The 19938-nt window shown below is 71.2% G+C and carries 19 protein-coding genes; 6 read left to right on the forward strand and 13 right to left on the reverse strand.

The window, feature by feature from the left end; genetic code table 11:
- The first annotated feature begins 89 nt into the window (after nt 1–89).
- From AB0316_RS09570 to AB0316_RS09595, 6 genes are all read left to right on the forward strand, one after another.
- Nucleotides 90–875 (forward strand): C40 family peptidase, encoded by a 786-nt coding sequence (locus AB0316_RS09570; RefSeq protein ID WP_366272558.1) that lies wholly within the window; start codon nt 90–92, stop codon nt 873–875.
- Nucleotides 872–1759 carry an EamA family transporter gene (locus tag AB0316_RS09575; RefSeq protein ID WP_366272560.1) on the forward strand — a complete coding sequence of 296 codons (888 nt, stop codon included), beginning with the start codon at nt 872–874 and terminating at the stop codon, nt 1757–1759. Before AB0316_RS09570 ends, AB0316_RS09575 begins: the two co-directional genes overlap by 4 nt.
- 93 nt (nt 1760–1852) lie before the next feature.
- The gene (locus tag AB0316_RS09580; protein ID WP_366272561.1) at nt 1853–3226 is read left to right on the forward strand and encodes an MFS transporter; all 1374 of its coding nucleotides are present in this window, start codon (nt 1853–1855) and stop codon (nt 3224–3226) included.
- A gap of 186 nt (nt 3227–3412) precedes the next feature.
- On the forward strand, nt 3413–3943 hold the full coding sequence (locus AB0316_RS09585) for a DUF1990 domain-containing protein (RefSeq protein WP_366272562.1): 531 nt from the start codon (nt 3413–3415) through the stop codon (nt 3941–3943).
- Between the two features lie 30 nt (nt 3944–3973).
- Nucleotides 3974–4678 carry a maleylpyruvate isomerase N-terminal domain-containing protein gene (locus tag AB0316_RS09590; protein WP_366272563.1) on the forward strand — a complete coding sequence of 235 codons (705 nt, stop codon included), beginning with the start codon at nt 3974–3976 and terminating at the stop codon, nt 4676–4678.
- A gap of 204 nt (nt 4679–4882) precedes the next feature.
- Nucleotides 4883–5137 carry a hypothetical protein gene (locus AB0316_RS09595; protein ID WP_366272565.1) on the forward strand — a complete coding sequence of 85 codons (255 nt, stop codon included), beginning with the start codon at nt 4883–4885 and terminating at the stop codon, nt 5135–5137.
- Nucleotides 5138–5161: 24 nt separating this feature from the next.
- Here the strand turns inward: AB0316_RS09595 and AB0316_RS09600 are convergent, their stop codons facing one another.
- The 13 genes from AB0316_RS09600 to AB0316_RS09660 all read right to left on the reverse strand — a co-directional run bounded on the left by AB0316_RS09600 (nt 5162) and on the right by AB0316_RS09660 (nt 19790).
- Nucleotides 5162–6688 (reverse strand): hypothetical protein, encoded by a 1527-nt coding sequence (locus AB0316_RS09600; protein WP_366272567.1) that lies wholly within the window; start codon nt 6686–6688, stop codon nt 5162–5164.
- Between the two features lie 133 nt (nt 6689–6821).
- Nucleotides 6822–7859, reverse strand: a complete 1038-nt coding sequence (locus tag AB0316_RS09605; protein WP_366272569.1) for a TerC family protein — start codon at nt 7857–7859, stop codon at nt 6822–6824.
- Nucleotides 7860–8030: 171 nt separating this feature from the next.
- Nucleotides 8031–8399 carry an MmcQ/YjbR family DNA-binding protein gene (locus AB0316_RS09610; RefSeq protein ID WP_366272571.1) on the reverse strand — a complete coding sequence of 123 codons (369 nt, stop codon included), beginning with the start codon at nt 8397–8399 and terminating at the stop codon, nt 8031–8033.
- Nucleotides 8400–8410: 11 nt separating this feature from the next.
- A complete protein-coding gene (gene uvrB / locus AB0316_RS09615) occupies nt 8411–10525 on the reverse strand; it encodes an excinuclease ABC subunit UvrB (RefSeq protein WP_366272573.1) in 2115 nt (704 codons plus the stop codon).
- A gap of 59 nt (nt 10526–10584) precedes the next feature.
- Complete coding sequence (locus AB0316_RS09620) at nt 10585–11634, reverse strand: biotin/lipoate A/B protein ligase family protein (protein WP_366272575.1); 1050 nt, start codon at nt 11632–11634, stop codon at nt 10585–10587.
- Between the two features lie 74 nt (nt 11635–11708).
- Nucleotides 11709–12917, reverse strand: coding sequence for a dephospho-CoA kinase (gene coaE / locus AB0316_RS09625; protein ID WP_366272577.1), 1209 nt, complete (start codon nt 12915–12917; stop codon nt 11709–11711).
- 4 nt (nt 12918–12921) lie between these two features.
- The gene (locus tag AB0316_RS09630) at nt 12922–13383 is read right to left on the reverse strand and encodes a PPOX class F420-dependent oxidoreductase (protein ID WP_366272579.1); all 462 of its coding nucleotides are present in this window, start codon (nt 13381–13383) and stop codon (nt 12922–12924) included.
- Between the two features lie 2 nt (nt 13384–13385).
- Nucleotides 13386–14048 (reverse strand): helix-turn-helix domain-containing protein, encoded by a 663-nt coding sequence (locus AB0316_RS09635; RefSeq protein WP_366272581.1) that lies wholly within the window; start codon nt 14046–14048, stop codon nt 13386–13388.
- Nucleotides 14049–14322: 274 nt separating this feature from the next.
- Nucleotides 14323–15204, reverse strand: coding sequence for a glycerophosphodiester phosphodiesterase family protein (locus AB0316_RS09640; protein WP_366272583.1), 882 nt, complete (start codon nt 15202–15204; stop codon nt 14323–14325).
- Entirely contained in the window at nt 15205–16332 is a 1128-nt protein-coding gene (locus AB0316_RS09645) for an ATP-binding cassette domain-containing protein (RefSeq protein ID WP_366272585.1), read from the reverse strand.
- Between the two features lie 174 nt (nt 16333–16506).
- Nucleotides 16507–17811 carry an ABC transporter substrate-binding protein gene (locus AB0316_RS09650; RefSeq protein WP_366272587.1) on the reverse strand — a complete coding sequence of 435 codons (1305 nt, stop codon included), beginning with the start codon at nt 17809–17811 and terminating at the stop codon, nt 16507–16509.
- A gap of 69 nt (nt 17812–17880) precedes the next feature.
- Nucleotides 17881–18831 carry a carbohydrate ABC transporter permease gene (locus AB0316_RS09655; RefSeq protein WP_366272589.1) on the reverse strand — a complete coding sequence of 317 codons (951 nt, stop codon included), beginning with the start codon at nt 18829–18831 and terminating at the stop codon, nt 17881–17883.
- A complete protein-coding gene (locus AB0316_RS09660; RefSeq protein ID WP_366272591.1) occupies nt 18828–19790 on the reverse strand; it encodes a sugar ABC transporter permease in 963 nt (320 codons plus the stop codon). Before AB0316_RS09660 ends, AB0316_RS09655 begins: the two co-directional genes overlap by 4 nt.
- Nucleotides 19791–19938: the final 148 nt, after the last annotated feature.

Here is a 19938-nt window from a genome sequence, read left to right on the forward strand (position 1 = left end):
GAGGGCGACGTCGAGCGTTCGTGGCAGAAGCGACACCTCGTGCCGGACCGGACGCAGCCTCGCCCGTCGTGGGTGCGAGGATGTCGGGCGTGAGCTCGCCCGTCGCCGCTGTCGTCACCGCCACCCACCTCGTCCGCGTGCCCGTCACCACCGTCTGGTCCGGTCCCGACAGCCCGCGGCCGGTCGACGAGCCGATGGTGCGCGAGATCCCCGACGCCACAGCGTGGCTGGCCGCCCTCGACGCCCACCCGGACGACGACGAGACCGGTGACGGGCGCCTCGGCCTGCACGGCCGGGTCGAGACCCAGCTGCTCGACGGTGAACCGGTCGTCGTGCTCGGCACCGACGCGTCCGGCGCGTGGGCCCAGGTCGTCGCGCCGTGGCAGCTCTCCCCCAAGGACGAGCGTGGCTACCCCGGGTGGGTGCCGGCCGCGCACCTGGCGCCCCTGACCGAGGGGCGGACGGTGACGCCGCCGTCCGCGACGCTCGGGACGAGCGCCCAGGACGGGACGCACCCCGCCGTAGCCGAGGCTCGCCGCCACGTCGGCCTTCCCTACCTCTGGTGCGGCATCACGCCCCTCGGCTTCGACTGCTCGGGCCTCGTCCTGCACACCTGGCGGCTGCTCGGCGTCCTCGTGACCCGTGACGCGTACGCCCAGGCCGAGTTCGCCACGCCGGTGCCGCTCGATGCCGTCGAGCCCGGAGACCTCTACTTCTTCGCCCGCCCCGGACGGGCCATCCACCACGTCGGCATCGTGGTGCGCCCGGGCCGGATGGTGCACGCGTCGGAGACCGGCGGCGTCCTCGTCGAGGAGGACCTGCCCGCCGAGCGCGTCGCCACGCTCGTCGCCGCCGGGCGCCTGCCGATGCCGTGAGCGTCGACCAGCGCACCGCACCGCTGCTCGTCCTCGGCGGCGTCGTCTCGGTCCAGTTCGGCGGCGCCCTGGCCGCGACCCTCGTCCCGCGCATCGGGGCGCCGGGATCGGTGCTGCTCCGGCTCCTCTTCGCCATGGTCATCCTCTGCCTCGTGGCCCGGCCGTCGCTGCGCGGGCACCGGCGGTCCGACTGGGCCACCGTCACGCTCTTCGGGCTCGCCCTGGCCGCGATGAACACCGCGTTCTACGAGTCCCTGGGACACCTGCCCATCGGCGTCGCGGTCACCATCGAGTTCCTCGGCCCGCTGGGGCTGGCGGCGATCTCCAGCCGGCGCCCCCGAGACATCCTCGCGGTCGTCGCGGCGGGCCTCGGCGTCGTGCTCGTCTCCGGCGTGCTGCACACCTCGTGGGACGCGCTCGACCTCGTGGGGGTGGGTTTTGCGGCGCTCGCGGGCGGGATGTGGGCCGCCTACATCGTGCTGAGCCAACGCACGGGCAAGGCCTTCGTCGGGCTCGACGGCCTCGCGATCGCCCTCGTCGTCTCCACCGTCGTCGTGGCCCCCCTCGGGCTCGGCTCACTCGACCGGTGGACCTCGCGCGACGTCCTGCTCGGCCTCGGCATCGCCGTGCTCTCCTCGGTGCTGCCCTACTCGCTGGAGCTGATGGCCCTGCGGCACCTCGCGCAGCGGGTCTTCGGCATCCTGCTCAGCCTGGAGCCGGTCGTCGCGGCGCTCGCAGGCCTCGTGGTGCTGCACCAGGTGCTGGCCCCCGGGCAGGTCGCGGGGATGGCGCTCGTGGTCCTCGCCAGCGCCATCGTGCTCGGCGCGCAGACCCGTCCGGAAGGGCGCCCGGACGCCCCTGACCCGGCACTCGGTCCCGGCTGATGGGCGTCACGCCGGTGGCACGCGAACGAGGGCCCCGCCCCGGCCCGGTCCCCCGCTTGACCTCAAGCGCGGTCGAGGTCCTACGTTCGGGCCATGACCTCGAGCACGATGCGCCCTGACGCCCGGGACGCCGTGCCCGACGACGGCGGCGGCATCCTCTCGCCGGCTCTGCGCGCCACGACCGTCGGGGTCCTGGCGCTCGTGTCGCTCCACGCCTTCGAGGCGCTCGCGCTGACGACGGTCATGCCCACGATCGCGCGCGAGCTGGACGGCGAGTCGCTCTACGCGATGGCGTTCACGGCCACGCTCGCCTCGGGCATCGTCAGCATCGTGTGGTCGGGCAACCTGGCCGACCGGCGCGGCCCGCGCCCGCCCCTGCTCATCGGCCTCTGCCTGTTCGCGACCGGCCTCGTCGTGGCCGGCCTGGCACCGTCGATGGGGCTGCTGGTCGTCGCGCGAGTCGTCCAGGGGCTCGGCGCCGGCATGACGAGCACCGCGCTCTACGTGCTCGTGACCCGCGTCTACCCGCAGCGGCTGCACACCGCAATCCTCGCGGGCTTCTCGGCCGCGTGGGTCGTGCCGTCGATCGCCGGCCCCTTCGTCGCCGGCCTCATCGCCCAGACGATCGGATGGCGGTGGGTCTTCGGCCTGGCCCTCGTGGTCCTCGTCGTCGCCGCCGTGCTGCTCGGCCGCATCCTCACCGGCCTGCGACAGCAGCTCGTCGACGTGCCGTGGCGCCGCCGCTCCATCGCTGCGTCGGTCCTGCTGGCAGCCGCCGTGCTCGGGCTCAACGCCGCCTCCGACCGCCTGGACCCGGTCGGCATCGCCCTCGCGGTGCTGGCGATGGTCGTCGTGACCTTGACGCTGTTGCCCCTGATGCCGCGCGGCACCCTCCGGGCGGCTCGGGGTCTGCCGGCCGACATCGCCCTGCGTGCCCTGGCCTTCGCGGCGTTCAGCGGCGCCGAGGTCTACCTCCCCCGGCTCCTGACCGACCGCGACGGTCTCAGTCCGGCCCTCGCCGGTGTCGCCCTGACCATCACCGGCGTCACCTGGTTCGTCGGCTCCTGGGTGCAGGGCCGCTGGGACCACCGCTTCGAGGTGGGCCGCACGTCCGCCGTGTCGCTGGCGGCGATCGCCCTGGGCCTGGTGGGCCTGTCGACGGCCGTCGCCGTGGGTGCCCCGACCTGGGTCGTCGTCGCGCTCTTCCCGCTCGTCGGGCTGGGCATCGGCACCCTCTACCCGCGGGTCACCGCCCAGGCCCTGGCGCGCGCCGACGAGACCGAGCAGGGCTTCGTCAGCTCCGCCCTGCAGATCGGCGACTCCTCTGGGGCCGCGACCGCCATCGCCGTGTCGGCCATCGTCTTCGCGGGCACCGGCTCCGCCGTGCCGACCGCGTATGCCGTCGTCTTCGCCGTCATGGCCCTCCCCGCCCTGGCCGGCTGGGTCGTCGCCCACCGCGTCCGCTAGCACGGGCTCGGGGGCACCCCTCCCTCCCCCGTGGCCCTGCGGGCTGGTGGCCGCGCGCCAGACCCCCTCGGCGCGCCCTGCGGACGTCGGCACACGGCATACGAGGTGTTCCCGACCCCATACCGGGTCGATGGCCGCCCGCCGCGCCCGGTTCCTCTGACCCGAGCGTTCAGGGACGATGGGGGCATGACGGTCAGGCCGCTGGGCGAGGAACGGGCCGCCGCCCGGCGGGCGGCACCCTTGACGTATCCGCGCGACCTGATGACGGATGAGCCACCTCCCGGCTACCGGCACTTCTCGAAGAGCCTGAACCTGGCGCGGCGGGACTTCGACGGCGCCGCTCGGGACCTGTTCGCCTGGCGCGTGCACGACCGGGCCGGTCTCGAGGCCCGCGCGTCCGGGACCGCCGCACGGGCGGGCACGGTGGTGGAGCTGCGCCTGGGCATGGGCGGCCTGGGCATCAGGATCCCGTGCCGTGTCGTCGAGGTCGTCGACGAGCCGGACCGCAGGGGTTTCGCCTACGGCACCCTCCCGGGACACCCGGAGTCGGGCGAGGAGCGGTTCGTCCTCGAGCGGCAGCCCGACGGCAGCATCCGGTTCACCGTGGCCGCCGTCTCACGGCACGCCTCCGTCCTCGCCCGGCTCGGCGGCCCGGTCAGTCGTTGGGTCCAGGACGCGATGACCGGGCGATACCTCCACGCGCTCGACCGGCTCTGAGCACGCCCCGGGCGGCGTAGGGTCCCGAGCATGTGGTCGCGGTCCTTCGCGCACGAGCCTGCCGTCGAGACGCTCTGCCGGCAGGTCGGCGAGTTCGTCGAGGCGGCTGAGGGCTGCGACGACCTGCAGCTGCTCGCGCCCGCGCGGTGCCACGGGTGGAGCCGGCTCGACGTCGTGGTGCACGTCCGGTCGGGCCTGCAGGAGATGGCCCTCGGGACGCTGGTGACCAGCTCGCTCGCTCCGGACCACGACGCCGCGTCCTACTGGTCGGCCCACCCCGACGACCGGGACCGGGACCCCGTGCCCCACATCCTCTGGCTCCGTCGGACGGCCGCCGCGTACGGCCGCCCCACGAGCGCCGTGGCCCACCTGCGCGAGGTCGCCTACGCTGCCCGGGGAGCCGTGCGCGCGATGCCGGAGGCAACGGTCACCTTCCAGGGCAAGCGCCTGCGCAGTGGCGACTTCCTGGCCACCTGGGTCGTCGAGCTGGCCGTGCACGAGCTCGACCTCGACCTGGACCTCGATGCAGGCGGCAGCGAGCACGGCGAGCCGGACGGCGATCCGGACGGCCGCGGACGCGAGGGGCTGGCGTGGACCCGGACGACCCTCGAGGCCGTGGCGGGGACCCAACTGCCCGAGGGGCTGGACGATCGCACCGCCGTGCTCGCAGGCCTCGGCCGGGAGCCGTCCCCGGCCGGGACGCCACTGCAGGCCCCCTTTCCGGTCTCGCTGTAGCCCCTTGTCCTGCAACGTCACTCGTGAACTTCGGACATTGGTCGCCCGGTTCGGGACCTAGGTCCCTGTCGGGTCGCGAACCCACGCCGTAGGTTCCTGATCACGAGGCCGCGCCCGGGACGCCACCCCGATCGGGTGGCCGACGTGGACAGTCGCCCTGGGGCGACAGCGCCGGCTGTGACCGTTTTCGCATTGGAGTACCGCATGTCGCATGCACCCAACCTGGCCGGGTCCACGGAGGACACGGCGCAGCAGCTGTCCTCGATGAGCATCCGAGAGCTGATCGGCGCGCTGAGCGCGATCGAGGACCGTCTGCGCCACCTGCCCACGCTGGTCCCCTTCGGTGGGCGACTCGTGACGAACCCCGAGCGGCGCCTGCTCCTGCGGCGGCAGCGCCTCGTCATCGCCAGCCTGCGGCGACGTCGCGCCGCGCTGCGCAGCTCTCTGGTGACGCACTAGGCGGGCTCTGCTCCGCCGGCTGTCCTACCGCGGCTGCTCGGCGCGGGCGAGGGCCTGCCTGGCCGCCGCCGTCGACTCGGCGTCGAAGATCCACGCCGGCGGGTAGGGCACGACCACCCCGACGACGCGTGGCCCCGAGCCGGTGCGGCCGAGGTCGATCACCGGGCCCTCGGACGACCGGGCGATGAGCTGCCGGCACTCGGAGGGTCGGCACCAGTCGGGCAGCAGGCCGTCCTGGTCGGCGCGGATGGCCATCCGCATGGTCCCCGCCATGATCCCGCCCTCACGGGAATGGCGGAGGGTGGGCTCCATGTAGACCACCACGAACGGTCGCTCCCCGTCGGGACCGACCCGGGTGGCCTCCTCGGCGATGGCGGCGTACTGCGCGCGCGTCGCCTGGTGCTCTCCCACGTCGGAGCGCCAGGTGAGCACTCCGCCGACGGCGAGCACGACGAGGGCCGCCACGCCCCAGCGGTGCAGCCGCGGGGTGCGGACGGGCTCCGACAGCAGCAGGGCGACCGGGAGCACGGCGACGTACCAGGTCCACAGCTGACCCCGGGAGTCGGTGACGACGCCCGTCACGAGGACCTGCGCTGCGTCGATGCCCGCCACCACGGATAGCGCGGCCAGCAGTCGGAGCATCCGGCCACGCAGAGCGCGGTCGCGCAGGCCCAGCACGATCGCGACGACCGCGACCACGGCGACCCACCACTGCGCCGCCCACAGGGCACCGGCGGACGATGCCCATCGGCCCGTGTTGGTGACGAGCGCGCTCACCGACGTGAGGGGGTTCGGGTGGCGCCACGGGGCGATCTTGATGCCGAAGTAGTCGTTGCCGATCCAGTTCAGCGTGTAGGCGATGCCGACGCCGAGCGCGAAGGCCGCCACCCATCCACCGAGGACCGCCAGCACCCGCCACCACGACGCCCTGCCCAGGAGCACGACGGCGCACAGCACGAACAGCACTCCGACGGGCGGGTAGGTCAGCACCGCGCACGCCTCCCACAGCCCCAGCCACAGGCCGAGCCGCAGCCGCGAGGCCATGGCCCACGGCAGGGTCCACAGGGCGCCCGCGGCCACGAGCACCGACGGGGTCAGGACGCCCGGCCAGTAGAGCAGCTGCACCCAGACGGCAGAGGCGTAGAGGGCCACGCCGAGCAGGACGTCGACGAGCGGCCGGGGGCGGATGCCGGCGAGGTGCAGCACGCGCCACAGCCCAGCGACCACGAGGGCGTAGCCGACGGCATACGTGATGGCGGCCGACGTGGGCGTGCCGTGCTGGCCGATCACGGCCCACCACAGGTGGTTGAGCCAGCGGCCCTCGTAGAGGTCGTGCTCGGCCACGGAGGTGACACCGGAGGTGTTCTCCGGCACGAGGAAGGGCCAGTCGTCCTGCCGGATGAACGGCGTCAGGGCCTGGGGCAGAGCCTCGGTCACGAGCAGGGCGAAGGCGATGACGGCAGGCACGAGGTAGCGCCGGTACGCGGGCATGCGGTCGACGACCGGCGGTGCAGGACGCGCCGTGATGGGCGCGAGCGTCCGGGTCGTCATGAGGAGGTCGTCATGGTGCCGCCATCGGGGTCTCGTCTGCTGGGTCGGAGGTCGTCACGTAGCGGAATACCCGGCGAGGGGCATCCGGACTCCGACGATAACCACCCGACCTTGAGCGAACTTCGGAGAAGGCTCAAGGCGTGTCGTCGCTGCCGGTGTGCGCGCCGCCGCCCGAGCCGACGACCGAGGCGGATTCCAGGCGTGCGTCGCGCCGCGACTTCAGCAGGCTCGCGACGGTCGTGACGCCGAGGATCAGCACGATGGCGCCGAGGGACACCGAGATCGGGATGTCCGGGACCCCCTCGATCGGGCGGCCACCGTTGAGGAACGGGAGGTTGTTCTCGTGGAGGGCGTGCAGGACGAGCTTGACGCCGATGAAGGCGAGCAGGACGGCGAGTCCGATGCTGAGGTAGACGAGCTTCTTGAGCAGGCCGCCGATGAGGAAGTAGAGCTGCCGCAGGCCCATGAGCGCGAAGATGTTCGCCGTCAGGACGAGGAACGGCTCCTTGGTCAGCCCGTAGATCGCCGGGATCGAGTCGAGTGCGAAGAGCAGGTCGGTCGTGCCGAGCGCGAGGATGACGATGAGCATCGGCGTGATGAGCCGCTTGCCGCCCTCGAGCACGGTCAGGCGCGTGCCGTTCCACTGCTTCGTGGCCGGGAAGCGCTTCTCGACCCAGAGCAGGAACCGGTTCTCGTGGAACTCGTCGTCGTCGCTCTCGCCCTCCGTCACGAGCTTGACGGCCGTGTAGACGAGGAAGGCGCCGAAGAGGTAGAAGACCCAGGAGTACGCGTTGATGACGACGGCGCCCAGGGCGATGAAGACGCCGCGCAGGACGATCGCGATGATGATGCCGACCATGAGGGCCGACTGCTGGAGCTTCTGCGGCACCTTGAAGCTGGCCATGATCAGCAGGAAGACGAAGAGGTTGTCGACCGAGAGGGAGTACTCGGTCAGCCACCCGGCGTAGAACTCACCGGCGTACTGCCCGCCCCACTCGAACCAGACGAACAGCCCGAAGAGCACGGCCGCCGCGAGGTAGAAGGCGAGGTAGCGACCGGCCTCGGCCATCGAGGGCACGTGCGGCCGGCGGGAGATGACGAGGACGTCGACGAGCAGGAACACGGCCATCAGGCCGAGGGTGAGGATCCAACCCCACGCGGGAACGTTCATGGGCACAACCTTCCGGTCACCAGATCAGCAACCGGAGGTCTCTCCCGCCCGACGTGGCCGGACCGACGGGACCGGGAGCGGCGGTGGGTCCGCTCCGTGATGACGAGCCCGTCGTGTCGGGGATACTCCCCTCCGTGAACGCCCCACTCTTTCACCTCGACGGGCAGTCGCTCAAATCGGCCGGGGCGATGGTCGCCGGCTCCGCGGCAGGCCGGCGACGACGATCTCGTAGGACGTCTCCAGCGCCTCGAGCAGCTCGTCCTCGTCGATGGCTCCCGTGGTGCGCAGCGTGTTCCAGCCGTGCCGGCCGATGTAGGGCATGACGGTCGCGTCCTCGGGATAGCGCACCAGCCACTCGTCGGCCTCCGCACGGCTGCGCGCGCACTTGACGCCGATGGAGCCGGGACCGAGGAACACGAAGATCTTGTCGCCGACCTTGGCCACGGTGTCGCCGTCCCACGGCGAGTCCTCCCAGGCGCCCGGCAGGGCGAGGGCGGCCGATCGCAGCCGCGTTGCCACCGACTCCTCCGGACGCCCCATGACCGTGCCCCTCAGCGCGTGGCCGCGCTCATCTGGCGCAGCTCCTTCTTGAGCTCCCCGATCTCGTCGCGCAGGCGCGCCGCGAGCTCGAAGTGCAGGTCGGCCGCGGCCTGGTGCATCTGAGCGGTGAGCTCCTGGATGAGGCTCGCGAGGTCGGCGGCCGCCATGTCGGCCGGCCGGGTGGAGGCACCACCGGCGGAGACGCCGACGTCGGCCGCCATCGCGCCGCGGCCGGCGCCGCTCCTGCCCCGGGACTGCATGCGGCCCGACCCGAGCAGCTCCTGGGTGTCGGCGTCCTCGCGCTCGAGCAGGTCGGTGATGTCGGCGATCTTCTTGCGCAGCGGCATCGGGTCGATGCCCCGCTCGAGGTTGTAGGCGATCTGCTTCTCGCGGCGCCGGTTGGTCTCCTCGAGGGCCTGCTCCATCGACGGCGTCATCTTGTCGGCGTACATGTGCACCTGGCCCGAGACGTTTCGGGCGGCGCGGCCGATGGTCTGGATGAGCGAGCGTGCCGACCGGAGGAAGCCCTCCTTGTCGGCGTCGAGGATCGAGACGAGCGAGACCTCAGGCAGGTCGAGGCCCTCACGCAGCAGGTTGATGCCCACGAGGACGTCGAAGACGCCGGTGCGCAGCTCGCGCAGCAGCTCGACGCGGCGCAGCGTGTCGATGTCGCTGTGGAGGTAGCGGACCCGGATGCCCTTGTCGAGGAGGTAGTCGGTGAGGTCCTCCGCCATCTTCTTCGTGAGCGTGGTGACCAGGACGCGCTCGTCGCGCTTGGTCCGCTCCTGGATCTCGTGCATGAGGTCGTCGATCTGGCCCTTCGTGGGCTTGAGCACCACCTCGGGGTCGACGAGGCCCGTGGGACGGATGATCTGCTCGACCGGCGGCCCGGACTTGGCCAGCTCGTACTCCCCCGGCGTGGCCGAGAGGTAGATCGTCTGACCGATGCGCTCGAGGAACTCCTCCCACTTCAGCGGGCGGTTGTCCATCGCGCTCGGCAGGCGGAAGCCGTGCTCGACGAGCATGCGCTTGCGCGACATGTCGCCTTCGTACATCGCACCGATCTGCGGCACCGTCTGGTGGGACTCGTCGAGGACGAGCAGGAAGTCCTCGGGGAAGTAGTCGAGGAGGCAGTTCGGCGCCGAGCCGGCCGTGCGGCCGTCGATGTGGCGGCTGTAGTTCTCGATGCCGTTGCAGAAGCCGACCTGTCGCATCATCTCGATGTCGTAGGTGGTGCGCATGCGCAGGCGCTGGGCCTCGAGCAGCTTGCCCTGCTTCTCGAAGAGGGCGAGCTGGTCCTCGAGCTCGAGCTCGATGCCGCGGATGGCCCGCTCCATGCGCTCGGGGCCGGCGACGTAGTGGGAGGCCGGGAAGACGTACATCTCCTGCTCCTCCTGGACGACCTCGCCGGTGATCGGGTGCAGGGTGTAGATGCGCTCGATCTCGTCACCGAAGAACTCGATGCGGATCGCGAGCTCCTCGTAGACCGGGATGATCTCGACGGTGTCGCCGCGCACGCGGAACGTGCCGCGGGTGAAGGCCAGGTCGTTGCGGGTGTACTGCATCTCGACGAAGCGGCGCAGCAGCGTGTCGCGCTCGATCTCCTGGCCCACCTTGAGCCGGGCCATCCGGTCGACGTACTCCTGGGGCGTGCCGAGGCCGTAGATGCACGAGACGGACGCGACGACGATGACGTCGCGCCGAGTCAGCAGCGAGTTGGTGGCAGAGTGCCGCAGCCGCTCGACCTCGTCGTTGACCGAGCTGTCCTTCTCGATGTAGGTGTCGGTCTGCGGGATGTATGCCTCGGGCTGGTAGTAGTCGTAGTAGCTGACGAAGTACTCGACGGCGTTGTTGGGCAGCAGCTCTCGGAACTCGTTGGCCAGCTGCGCGGCGAGCGTCTTGTTGGGCGCCATGACCAGGGTCGGCCGCTGGACCTGCTCGATGAGCCAGGCGGTGGTGGCGGACTTGCCCGTCCCGGTGGCGCCGAGCAGGACGGTGTCGGTGTCGCCCGCCTTGACCCGGCGCGCGAGCTCGGCGATGGCCGCCGGCTGGTCGCCGCTCGGCGTGTACTCGGAGATCACCTCGAAGGGTGCCACCGTGCGCTGGAGGTCGGTCGTCGGACGCATGGGTCAACCGTACGTCCGGGCACCGACAGTGCCCATTCCGCGGCCTCCGTCGGCCGACCTCACGGGACCCGGTGCGTCCACTCGGCGGTCGCGAACTTCTCGTCGACCAGGCGCTGCGCCGCCTCGAGCTCCTCCGGCGTGTAGTCCGCGACGGTCGCCCGGTAGCGCTTGGCGAAGGACGCGGCGAACGACTCGAGGATGGCGTCGAGCGTCATGCCGGTCTGCGAGCGCATCGGGTCCACGCGCTTGTTGGCCGACTTCGTGCCCTTGTCGCTCATCTTCTCGCGGCCGATGCGCAGCACCTCGAGCATCTTGTCGGCGTCGATGTCGTAGGCCATCGTCACGTGGTGCAGCACAGCTCCCGCCGCGAAGCGCTTCTGCGCCGCACCGCCGATCTTGCCCTTCTCGCTGGCGATGTCGTTGAACGGCACGAAGTGGGCGTTGACGCCGATCTCGGCGAGCGCCTCGATGACCCACTCGTCGAGGAAGGAGTAGGACCGCTCGAAGCTCAGGCCCTCGACGAGCGAGGTGGGGACGACGAGCGAGTAGGTGATGGTGTTGCCGGGCTCCATGAACATCGCGCCGCCGCCGGAGACGCGCCGGACCACGTTGATGCCGTGCCGCTCCGCGCCCTCCGGGTCGATCTCGTTGCGGACCGACTGGAAGGACCCGATCACGACGAGCGGGCTGTCCCAGTCCCAGAAGCGCAGCGTCGGCGGCCGCTCCCCCGCTGCCACCTCCCGGGAGATAACCTCGTCGAGGGCGACGTGCAGCGCGGGGTCGAGCACCCGGGCCGGGATGACCTCGAAGTCGTGGTCGTCCCACCCGGTCGCCTTGCCGAGCGCGCGCCGGATCGCGATGCCGATGGACTCGGCCGTGAAGCCGATGAGGGCCACGCCGTCGCCGAGCGCGCCGGTCACGGCGGCCGCGAGCTCGTCGACGCCGGCATCGACCGGCATGCCGGTCAGGGCGGCGTTGATGTCGCCGAGCGCCTCGTCGGGCTCGAGGAAGAAGTCTCCCGAGACGCTGACGTCCGCCAGCCTGCCGTCGACCTCCTCGAGGTCGACCGCCACGAGCTTGCCACCGGGGACCTTGTACTCACCACGCATGTCACGCACAACACCGCAGACCGCCCGCGTATGCCGCGTGGCCGCTTCCACCGAGGACGTATGCCGCGTGCGTCCTACCGCGGCTGCCAGCCGGTGCGTTCGGCCCACGCGTTCGCCCGGTGCCACGCGCCCTCGAACCACGGCTCCTTGGCCTCGACGTAGTCGGAGGTCGTCTCGTGCAGCGCCAGCAACCGGCGCTTCTCGGCGGCATACGACTCCCGCTCAGCGGGCTCGTGGCGCAGCCAGTCGCGGAAGAGCAGCGCGAACCGCCAACCGGCAGAGCCGTGCTCGCGGACGTGGACGTGCACCTGGTTGCCTGGGTCGCACCCGCCGAGGAAGCGCTTGGTCCATCCCGCCGCGTCCGCCCCCTGGGGGTGTGGCGTGTCGCTGTGGTTGCCGTGGGAGAAGACGTAGCCGGCGTCGAGGAAGGCCGCCCGGACGTCCTCGCGGTCGGCCTCGGCGAGCTGCCGAACCCCGACCTGGACGTCGATGACGTCCTTGGCGAGGAGCCCCGGCACCGAGGTGGACCCGATGTGCGACACCTCGGTGACGACACCCGTCGTGGCGAGCGCGGCGGCCATCCGGGCGACGACGCGCTCGGCCCGGGCCTCCCAGTCGGCGCGCGGCTCGACGACGCACTCGCTCGCCCGCTCCGGGCGGCGGGCACGGCTCCCGCTGGCGAGGTTGACGGCATACGGCAGGAGCCGGCTGTGCCACAGCGCGTCGACGGGACCGACGAGGTCCTCGGGGGTCCCGGAGTTGTCGAGGACGACGTCGCACGCGGCCCGCCGTTGCGCGTCGGTGGCCTGCGCCGCGATGCGGTGCCGGGCGTCGTCCTCGCCAAGGCCGCGCTGCTCGACGAGCCGGCGCACCCGGGTCTCCACGTCGGCCTCGACGACGACGGCCAGGTGCTCGTGCACCCACAGGCCGCGCTCGACGAGCAGCGGCATGTCGTAGACCGAGACGGCGTCGTCGGGTGCCGCGGCTCGCTGCTGCGCCACTCGCTGGGCGATGGCCGGACCAGTGATGGCGTCGAGCGCGCCGAGCGCCTCCGGGTCGGGGAACACGACGGCCGCCAGCGCTGCCCGGTCCAGGGTCCCGTCGGCGCGCATCACCTCGTCGCCGAAGCGCTCCCGGATCCGCTGCAGCGTCGGCTCCCCGGGCTCGACGACCTCGCGCGCGACCAGGTCGGCGTCGACGACGTGAGCGCCGAGCTCGGCGAGCCGCCGCGAGACGGTGGACTTGCCGGAGCCGATGCCTCCCGTGACGCCGACGCGCAGCACGGGCTCAGGCGAGCCGGGCCGGGAAGCCGCCGCGGGCGACCGGTCCCCAGCGGGTCGGGGTGACGCGGAGCAGCGACTTGCCCTGGTCGACCATCGCCTGGCGGTACTCGTCCCAGTCGGGGTGCTCGCCCGAGATGGCACGGAAGTAGTCGACGAGCGGCTCGACGGACTCGGGCAGGTCGAGCACCTCGCAGTCGCCGTCGAGCTGCACCCACTCGCCCCCGAAGTCGTCGGAGAGCACGAGGACGCTCACCTGGGGCCGGCGGCGGGCGTTGGTCGTCTTGGCCCGCTCGGGGTAGGTGGAGATGACGATGCGACCCTGCTCGTCGACACCTCCGGTGACCGGGGAGGCCTGCGGGCGACCGTCCGAGCGCTGCGTGATGAGCACCATCGAGTGCCGGGGCCGCACGAAGTCGAGCATGGCGTCGCGGTCGACCTCAGTGTTGGTCGCGATCTGGCGGGGCATGGTCAGTCCTCCTGGGTTGCGGTGCTGGCGCGGTCGAAGGTCGCCACGAGCGCCTCGGCCAGCCAAGCGGCATACATCCGGTGTGTCCAGCCGCAGCGGCGCACGAAGCGGTCGTAGATCTCCGGCGCGGTGATGGTCCAGACCATGTCGATGAACCGCTTGCGGTCCAGGTGGTCCGGGAGCCCGTGCGCCGTCTCGAGGGCGGCGAGGGCGTTCTCGTTCCCGGCGCGCCGTTCGCGGTCGATGGTCGCGACGAACTCCTGCAGGCCGGCGTCACCGCCACCGCCCTCGGCGAGCAGGACGCCGAGGAGCGGGCCGACGCGCTCGTAGATGATGGCGCACAGGGCGGCGTACGCGCGCACGAACCCTTCCCGGTCGCGCGCCTGGGACATGGCCCGGAACTCCGGGCGGTCCTGCATGGGGACGGGCTCGTCGTCGCCGACGAGCATGACGTCGTAGACGGCCTTGACGACCGCGGACTTGCCGCCGACGGCGTTGTAGACGGTCTGGGCGCTGACGCCAGCCGTGCGGGCGAGCTCGCCGACCGACATCGCGTGGTAGCCCTCGCGCAGCAGCATCTCGCGGGCAGCCTCGATGATCCGGGCCCGGCGCTGGAGCGCGGCCTGCTCCCGCGAGGTGTTGTCGTACGCGCGGCCTGTTGACATGAGAGCCCTTCGAACGCATCATGAGTTCCGCTGGAACGCGGTTCCAGCGAATGGGTGGGGTTCAGGGGTCCCCACCCGTTTGTTGCACCCGGGCGGCAGGGCCGACCTCGACGGATCGACCGGTGGTGTCGACCCCGCTCGTGTCGGCCCGCCGGCCGGCCTGTCGCTGGCCCGAGTGTGCCACGGGCGTCTGGGCACCGGTCGGGTGGGGCGCCCGACGACCGCGGGGTGGCTCGATGGCGCACGGGACGGCGCCAGGAGCGCTGCCCGCGCCTCAGACGGAGGCGGGCGACAGCAGGGCCAGCGCCCGGTCCGGGTAGTCGGAGACGAGTCCGTCGACGCCGGCGTCGACCAGCGCGCTCATCCGGTCGGGATCGTTGACCGTCCACGGCAGCACGGCGAGCCCGGCGTCGTGGGCACGCACGACGAAGTCCGCGTCGACGAGGACGTGCTCCGGCGAGATGACCTGGGCGCCCACCGCTGCCGCCCCCTCGCACACGTCGTCGTGCGACTCCCCCACGCTCACGCTGCCCGTGAAGGGGCTGCCCGGCATCCACGTGACGGACGCCTCGACGAGCGCCGACCGGGCGACGTCGGGCGCCAGCTGTGCCGACAGCTCGAGGACCGCCCAGTCGAAGGAGTGCACGAAGCACTGCCGCTCGACCCCTGCCTCGTGGACGTCGGCGAGGACGCCCTCGAGCAGCTGTCGCCGGCCTGCCGACTCGCCCTCGTCAAGCGGGTTGACCTTGAGCTCGATCGTCCACCACACGTTGGGGGCGTGCTCGCGACCGTGGGCGAGCACCTCGTCGAGGGTGGAGACCCGGGCGCCGGGCGCGGCCCGCTGGCCCGCGAAGCCCGCGAGCGTCTGGCTTCCGACGTCGACGGTGCGCAGCTGCTCGAGCGTCAGGTCGGCCAGCCGGGCACCGACGAGATCGGGACCGGTGGGCAGGCACTTCTCGGGCAGCAGCACCGGGTCGTGCCAGACGACCACCGCACCGTCGGCCGTCAGCCGGACGTCGAGCTCGACACCGGTGACGCCCGCCTCGAACGCCGCGCTGAAGCTGGCCAGGGTGTTCTCGACGACGAGGCCCTTGGCACCGCGGTGCCCCTCGACGTCGAACCGGCCCGAGGCCCAGGGTCCGGGTCGCGTCGACACTCAGGCCTCGATCCGGGCGCCCGACGCGGCGTCGAAGACATGCACCTCGCCCTGGTTGGGCTGCACGTGGACGACGTCGCCGACCGTCAGGTGGGTGCGCTTGTCGAGGCGGACGGTGACCCGGTCGGCACCCTCGTCGGCGCCGACCGGCCGGCCGTAGACGAAGGACTCGGCGCCCAGGGACTCCACGAGCTCGACGTTGAGCGCCAGCGACGACCCGTCGGAGCCGTCGGAGCCGATGGAGCCGTCGGAACGCCGGTCCGGCATGGGCACGACGTGCCACGACTCCGGGCGCAGCCCGACGACGACCTTCTCCCCCGCGCGCCCGGCGACGCCGCGCTCGAGGGGGACGCGTACGCCGTGGACGTGCGCGACACCCTCACGCACGTCGGACTCGACCAACGTGATCGCCGGGGACCCGATGAAGGCCGCGACGAACGTGTTGACCGGGTGGTCGTAGAGACGCTCCGGGGTGTCGACCTGCTGGAGCCTCCCGTCGCGCAGCACCGCGACCCGGTGGCCCATCGTCATCGCCTCGACCTGGTCGTGGGTGACGTAGACGGTGGTGATCCCGAGACGCCGCTGCAGGCCGGCGATCTGCGACCGCGTTGAGACGCGCAGCTTGGCGTCGAGGTTGGACAGCGGCTCGTCCATGCAGAACACCTTCGGGTTGCGCACGATCGCACGCCCCATGGCCACACGCTGGCGCTGGCCGCCCGACATCTGCCCGGGCTTGCGGTCGAGCAGCTGCTCGAGCTCGAGGATCTTCGCCGCCTCGGCGACGCGCTGCTTCGTCTCGGCCTTGCTGACCTTGGCGTTGTCGAGGGCGAAGGCCATGTTCTGGGCCGCCGTCATGTTGGGGTAGAGCGCGTAGCTCTGGAACACCATCGCGATGTCGCGGTCGCGGGGACGCACGCCCTTCTGGTCGTGGCCGTCGACGAGGATGCGGCCCCCGTCGACCGGCTCGAGACCGGCGAGCATCCGCAGCGTCGTCGACTTGCCGCACCCCGAGGGACCGACGAGGACGAGGAACTCGCCGTCGGCGATGTCGAGGGTGATGCCGTCGACCGCCGGCGCGTCGTCCCTGGAGAACCGACGAGTCGCTTCGTCGAAGTACACGGTGGCCATGGATGCCCTTCGCTGTCGTGCCGTTCGTGGTCTGGTGTGGGGTGGAGCGAGCCTGCCGTGGAGCCGGGGAGGTGGGACGCAGCGAGCGTGCTCGCTGCCTCCCACCTCGCTCCGGACGGTCCGCGCACGTCCCGGGGACGGTGCGGACGGCACACGGCAGGGTCGCCGGGTGCGTCAGGCGCCGAGCTTGCTCTTGATCTGCGAGTCGAAGACCTGCTGGCTCTCGCTGTCGAGGCCCTTGAAGACGGTCGCGACGTCCTGGCCCGAGACAATCTGGTCCAGGCCCTTGCCGATGCGCGCACCGCCACCGGGCAGCAGCACGCGCGCGTTGTCCTGCGAGCGGGTCTTGGGCAGCTGCTCGATGGCCGTCTTCGCGTTCGGGTTCTTGTCGAGGAACGCCTTCTCCTCCGGCAGGTCGACGGCGGACTTGCGCACGGGCATGTAGCCGGTCGCCTGCGTGAAGGTGACGGTGCTCTTGGCGTTCGTGAGGAACTCGATGAACTTGACGGCGTTCTTCTTGCGCGCGTCGGAGATGCTCGCGGGGATGCCGAGGCCGGCGCCACCGGTCGGGCAGTTGCCCTCGCCGGGCAGGAACGCGGTGCCGACCGGGAACTTCGCGTCCTTGGACACGCCGCCCAGGTCACCGGTCGACATCATCGAGCAGGCCACGATGCCGGCCGTGAAGTCGGGCGCCGGGTCCTTGGACAGCTTGAGGTAGCCGTCCTTGGCGAGGTTCTGCAGGTACGTGCCCGCCTTGACGGTGTTGGGGTCGGAGAAGGTCGGGGTCCACTCCTTGGAGTAGGCGCCGCCGTAGCCCCAGACGATGTTCTGGAAGACCCAGTCCAGGTAGTTCGAGCCATCCGGGAGCTCCATGACGATCTTGTCCGACCCTGCCGCCGACTTGAGCTTGGGCGCCCAGGTGAGGAACTCGTCCCAGTCCTTGGGTCCGCGGTCCTCGAGGCCGGCGGCCTTCCAGAGGTCCTTGTTGTAGTAGAAGAGCGGCGTCGACCTGGAGTAGGGCAGCGCGTAGTGCTTGTCCTTGAGGTTGTAGTCGTTGTAGAGCGCGTCGACGTAGTCGGAGGTGTCGACCTTCGCCGCCGACAGCAGGTCGTCGAGGGGGGCGAGCTGCTTGTTGAGAGCGAAGTTGAACCACGTGACGTCGGAGACGACGACGACGTCGGGCAGCTGGCCTCCGGCGAGGGAGGCGTTGAGCTTCTGGGCCACCTCCTCGTAGTTCTTGCCGGCGTCGACGAGCTTGACCTTCAGGCCGGGGTTGGCCGCCTCGAAGGCCTTGATCAGCTCCTGCTCGGTCGGCTTGCTGTTGCCCGGGTGGTTGCTCCAGAACTCGATGGTGTTGCTCGAGCCACCGCCGCCGTTACCGGACGTCGCGGACGTGCCCGTGCCGGCACAGGCTGCGAGGCTCGCGATGCCGGCCGCGCCGGCGAGGCCGAGGAACCCGCGGCGTGAGAACTCGTTCATGGATGATGCCTTTCCCTGCTCGGTGTATGGAGTCGAAGGTGGGTGGAGAGGTTCGGTGGGTGCGGGCCGTCAGCTCTTGACGGCGCCCGCGGTCAGGCCCTTGATCATCTGGCGTTGCAGGACGAGGAAGAGCACGAGGATCGGCAGCATCGCGAGCACCGTGCCCGCCATGACGGGACCCCAGTTGGTCACGCCGTCGTTGTTCTGCAGGAACGTCAGTCCGACCGGCAGCGGGGCGGTCGACTCGTCGTCGGACATCAGGAACGGCCAGAGGTACTCGTTCCACTCGTTGACGACCGTGATGAGCGCGAAGGCCACGAGCGTCGGCCACGACATCGGCATGACGACGCGCCACAGCAGCTTCATCGGACCGGCGCCGTCGAGGCGGGCGGCCTCGATGATCTCGCCCGGCAGGTTGAGGAACTGGTTGCGCATGAGGAAGGTGCCGAAGGCGACCCCGGCCAGCGGGATGATGATGCCCTGGTAGGTGTTGCGCCAGCCGAGCTGCGCGACGAGGGCGTAGTTGCTGATGACGGTGATCTGGTTGGGCACCATGAGGGCCGCGATGACCACGAGGAAGACCACGGAACGCCCGGGGAAGCGCAGCAGCGAGAGGGCGTACGCGCTGATGACGCCGAGCACGATCTTGGCGACCGAGGTCGCCGAGGTGATGATCAGCGAGTTGCGGACGTAGTCGAAGAACGGGATGCGGGTGGTCAGCTCGCTGTAGTTCTGGCCGGTTGCCGGCTCGGGCCACCACTTGGCGGGGCGCACGTAGATGTCGCCCCGCTCCTTGAACGAGGTGATCAGGATCCAGAAGAGCGGCACGGCGACGAGGAGGACGACGAGCGCCATCCCGACGTAGCCGGCAACGGTCCAGGCGGGTCCGCGGTGGTGGCTCGAGGCCTCGACGTTGTGCGCCTGCGCACGACGGCGTCGCCGGGGGGCACCGCTCGTGCCGTTCCGCTCCTCGTCGGCCTGCCCGAGGCTGTCGGCCCCGACGGCGGTGGACGCGCTCATGCCTGCTTCCCCCTGTCCATGAAGCGCACCTGCACCACGGTGACGGCGAGCAGGATGACGAACATGATGGTGGCGACCGTGGCGCCGTAGCCGGCGCGCTGGTTGACGAACGTCTCCTGGTACACCTGGTAGACGAGCGTCGTGGTGCCGTTGCCCTGGGGCCCGCCGCGGGTCATCACGTTGATGATGTCGAAGACCTGCACCGAGCTGAGCAGCACCGTGATGGACAGGAAGAAGGTCGTCGGGCGCAGCTGCGGCATGAGCACCCGGCGGAACCTCGTCCAGGCCGAGGCGCCGTCGATCTCGGCGGCCTCGTCGAGGTCGGCGCGCCGGCCCTGAAGCGCGGCGAGGTAGATGACGAACGTGTAGCCGAGGTTCTTCCAGATGTAGGTGAAGGTCACCATGAAGAGCGCCCAGCCCGGCTGTTGGTAGAAGTCGGGCGACTGCACGCCGATGCGGGTCAGCAGGTCGTTGACGAGGCCGAAGCGCGGGTCGAAGACGAACTGGAAGGCGATGCCGATGGCGGCGCCGGAGATGACGAAGGGCGCGAAGACGACGGAGCGCACGAGGTTGCGGCCCTTGAGCTTCTGGTCGAGCAGCAGCGCGAGGCCGAGGCCCAGGGCCATCGAGATGCCCACCGTCGCGACGGTGAAGACGAGCGTGTTGCGGACGATCACCTTGGTGTCGTCGCGGCCGAACCACTCGACGTAGTTGGCGAACCCGACCGGGTTGGCGATGGGCGAGCTGATGTTCCAGTCGGTGAACGACAGCCGGATGTTGTCGAGCAGCGGCCGGTACGTGAAGACGATGAGCAGGACGAGGTTGGGCAGCAGCAGCAGGGCCGCGAGGGACCACTCCCAGGCACGTCCACTCGACCGGCGCGGCGGGGGCCCGACCTGCGGCGGTGGACCACCGGATCCCGGTGTGGCGCTGTGGTGTTCGGTCAGCGAGGACTGCACTCGGCCAACCTAGCGGCGCCGATGCACCGAATGCGGCTTTGGAGCCACGCCCTTTCGACGACCGCCTGAACGGACGGTGACGCGCCCCGCCGCGGACGCACACGAGCCCCGGACCCAACGGGTCCGGGGCTCGTGCAGGCGTTCAGCC

The sequence above is a fragment of the Terrabacter sp. NPDC080008 genome, from assembly GCF_040702505.1.
GTDB lineage: Bacteria > Actinomycetota > Actinomycetes > Actinomycetales > Dermatophilaceae > Terrabacter.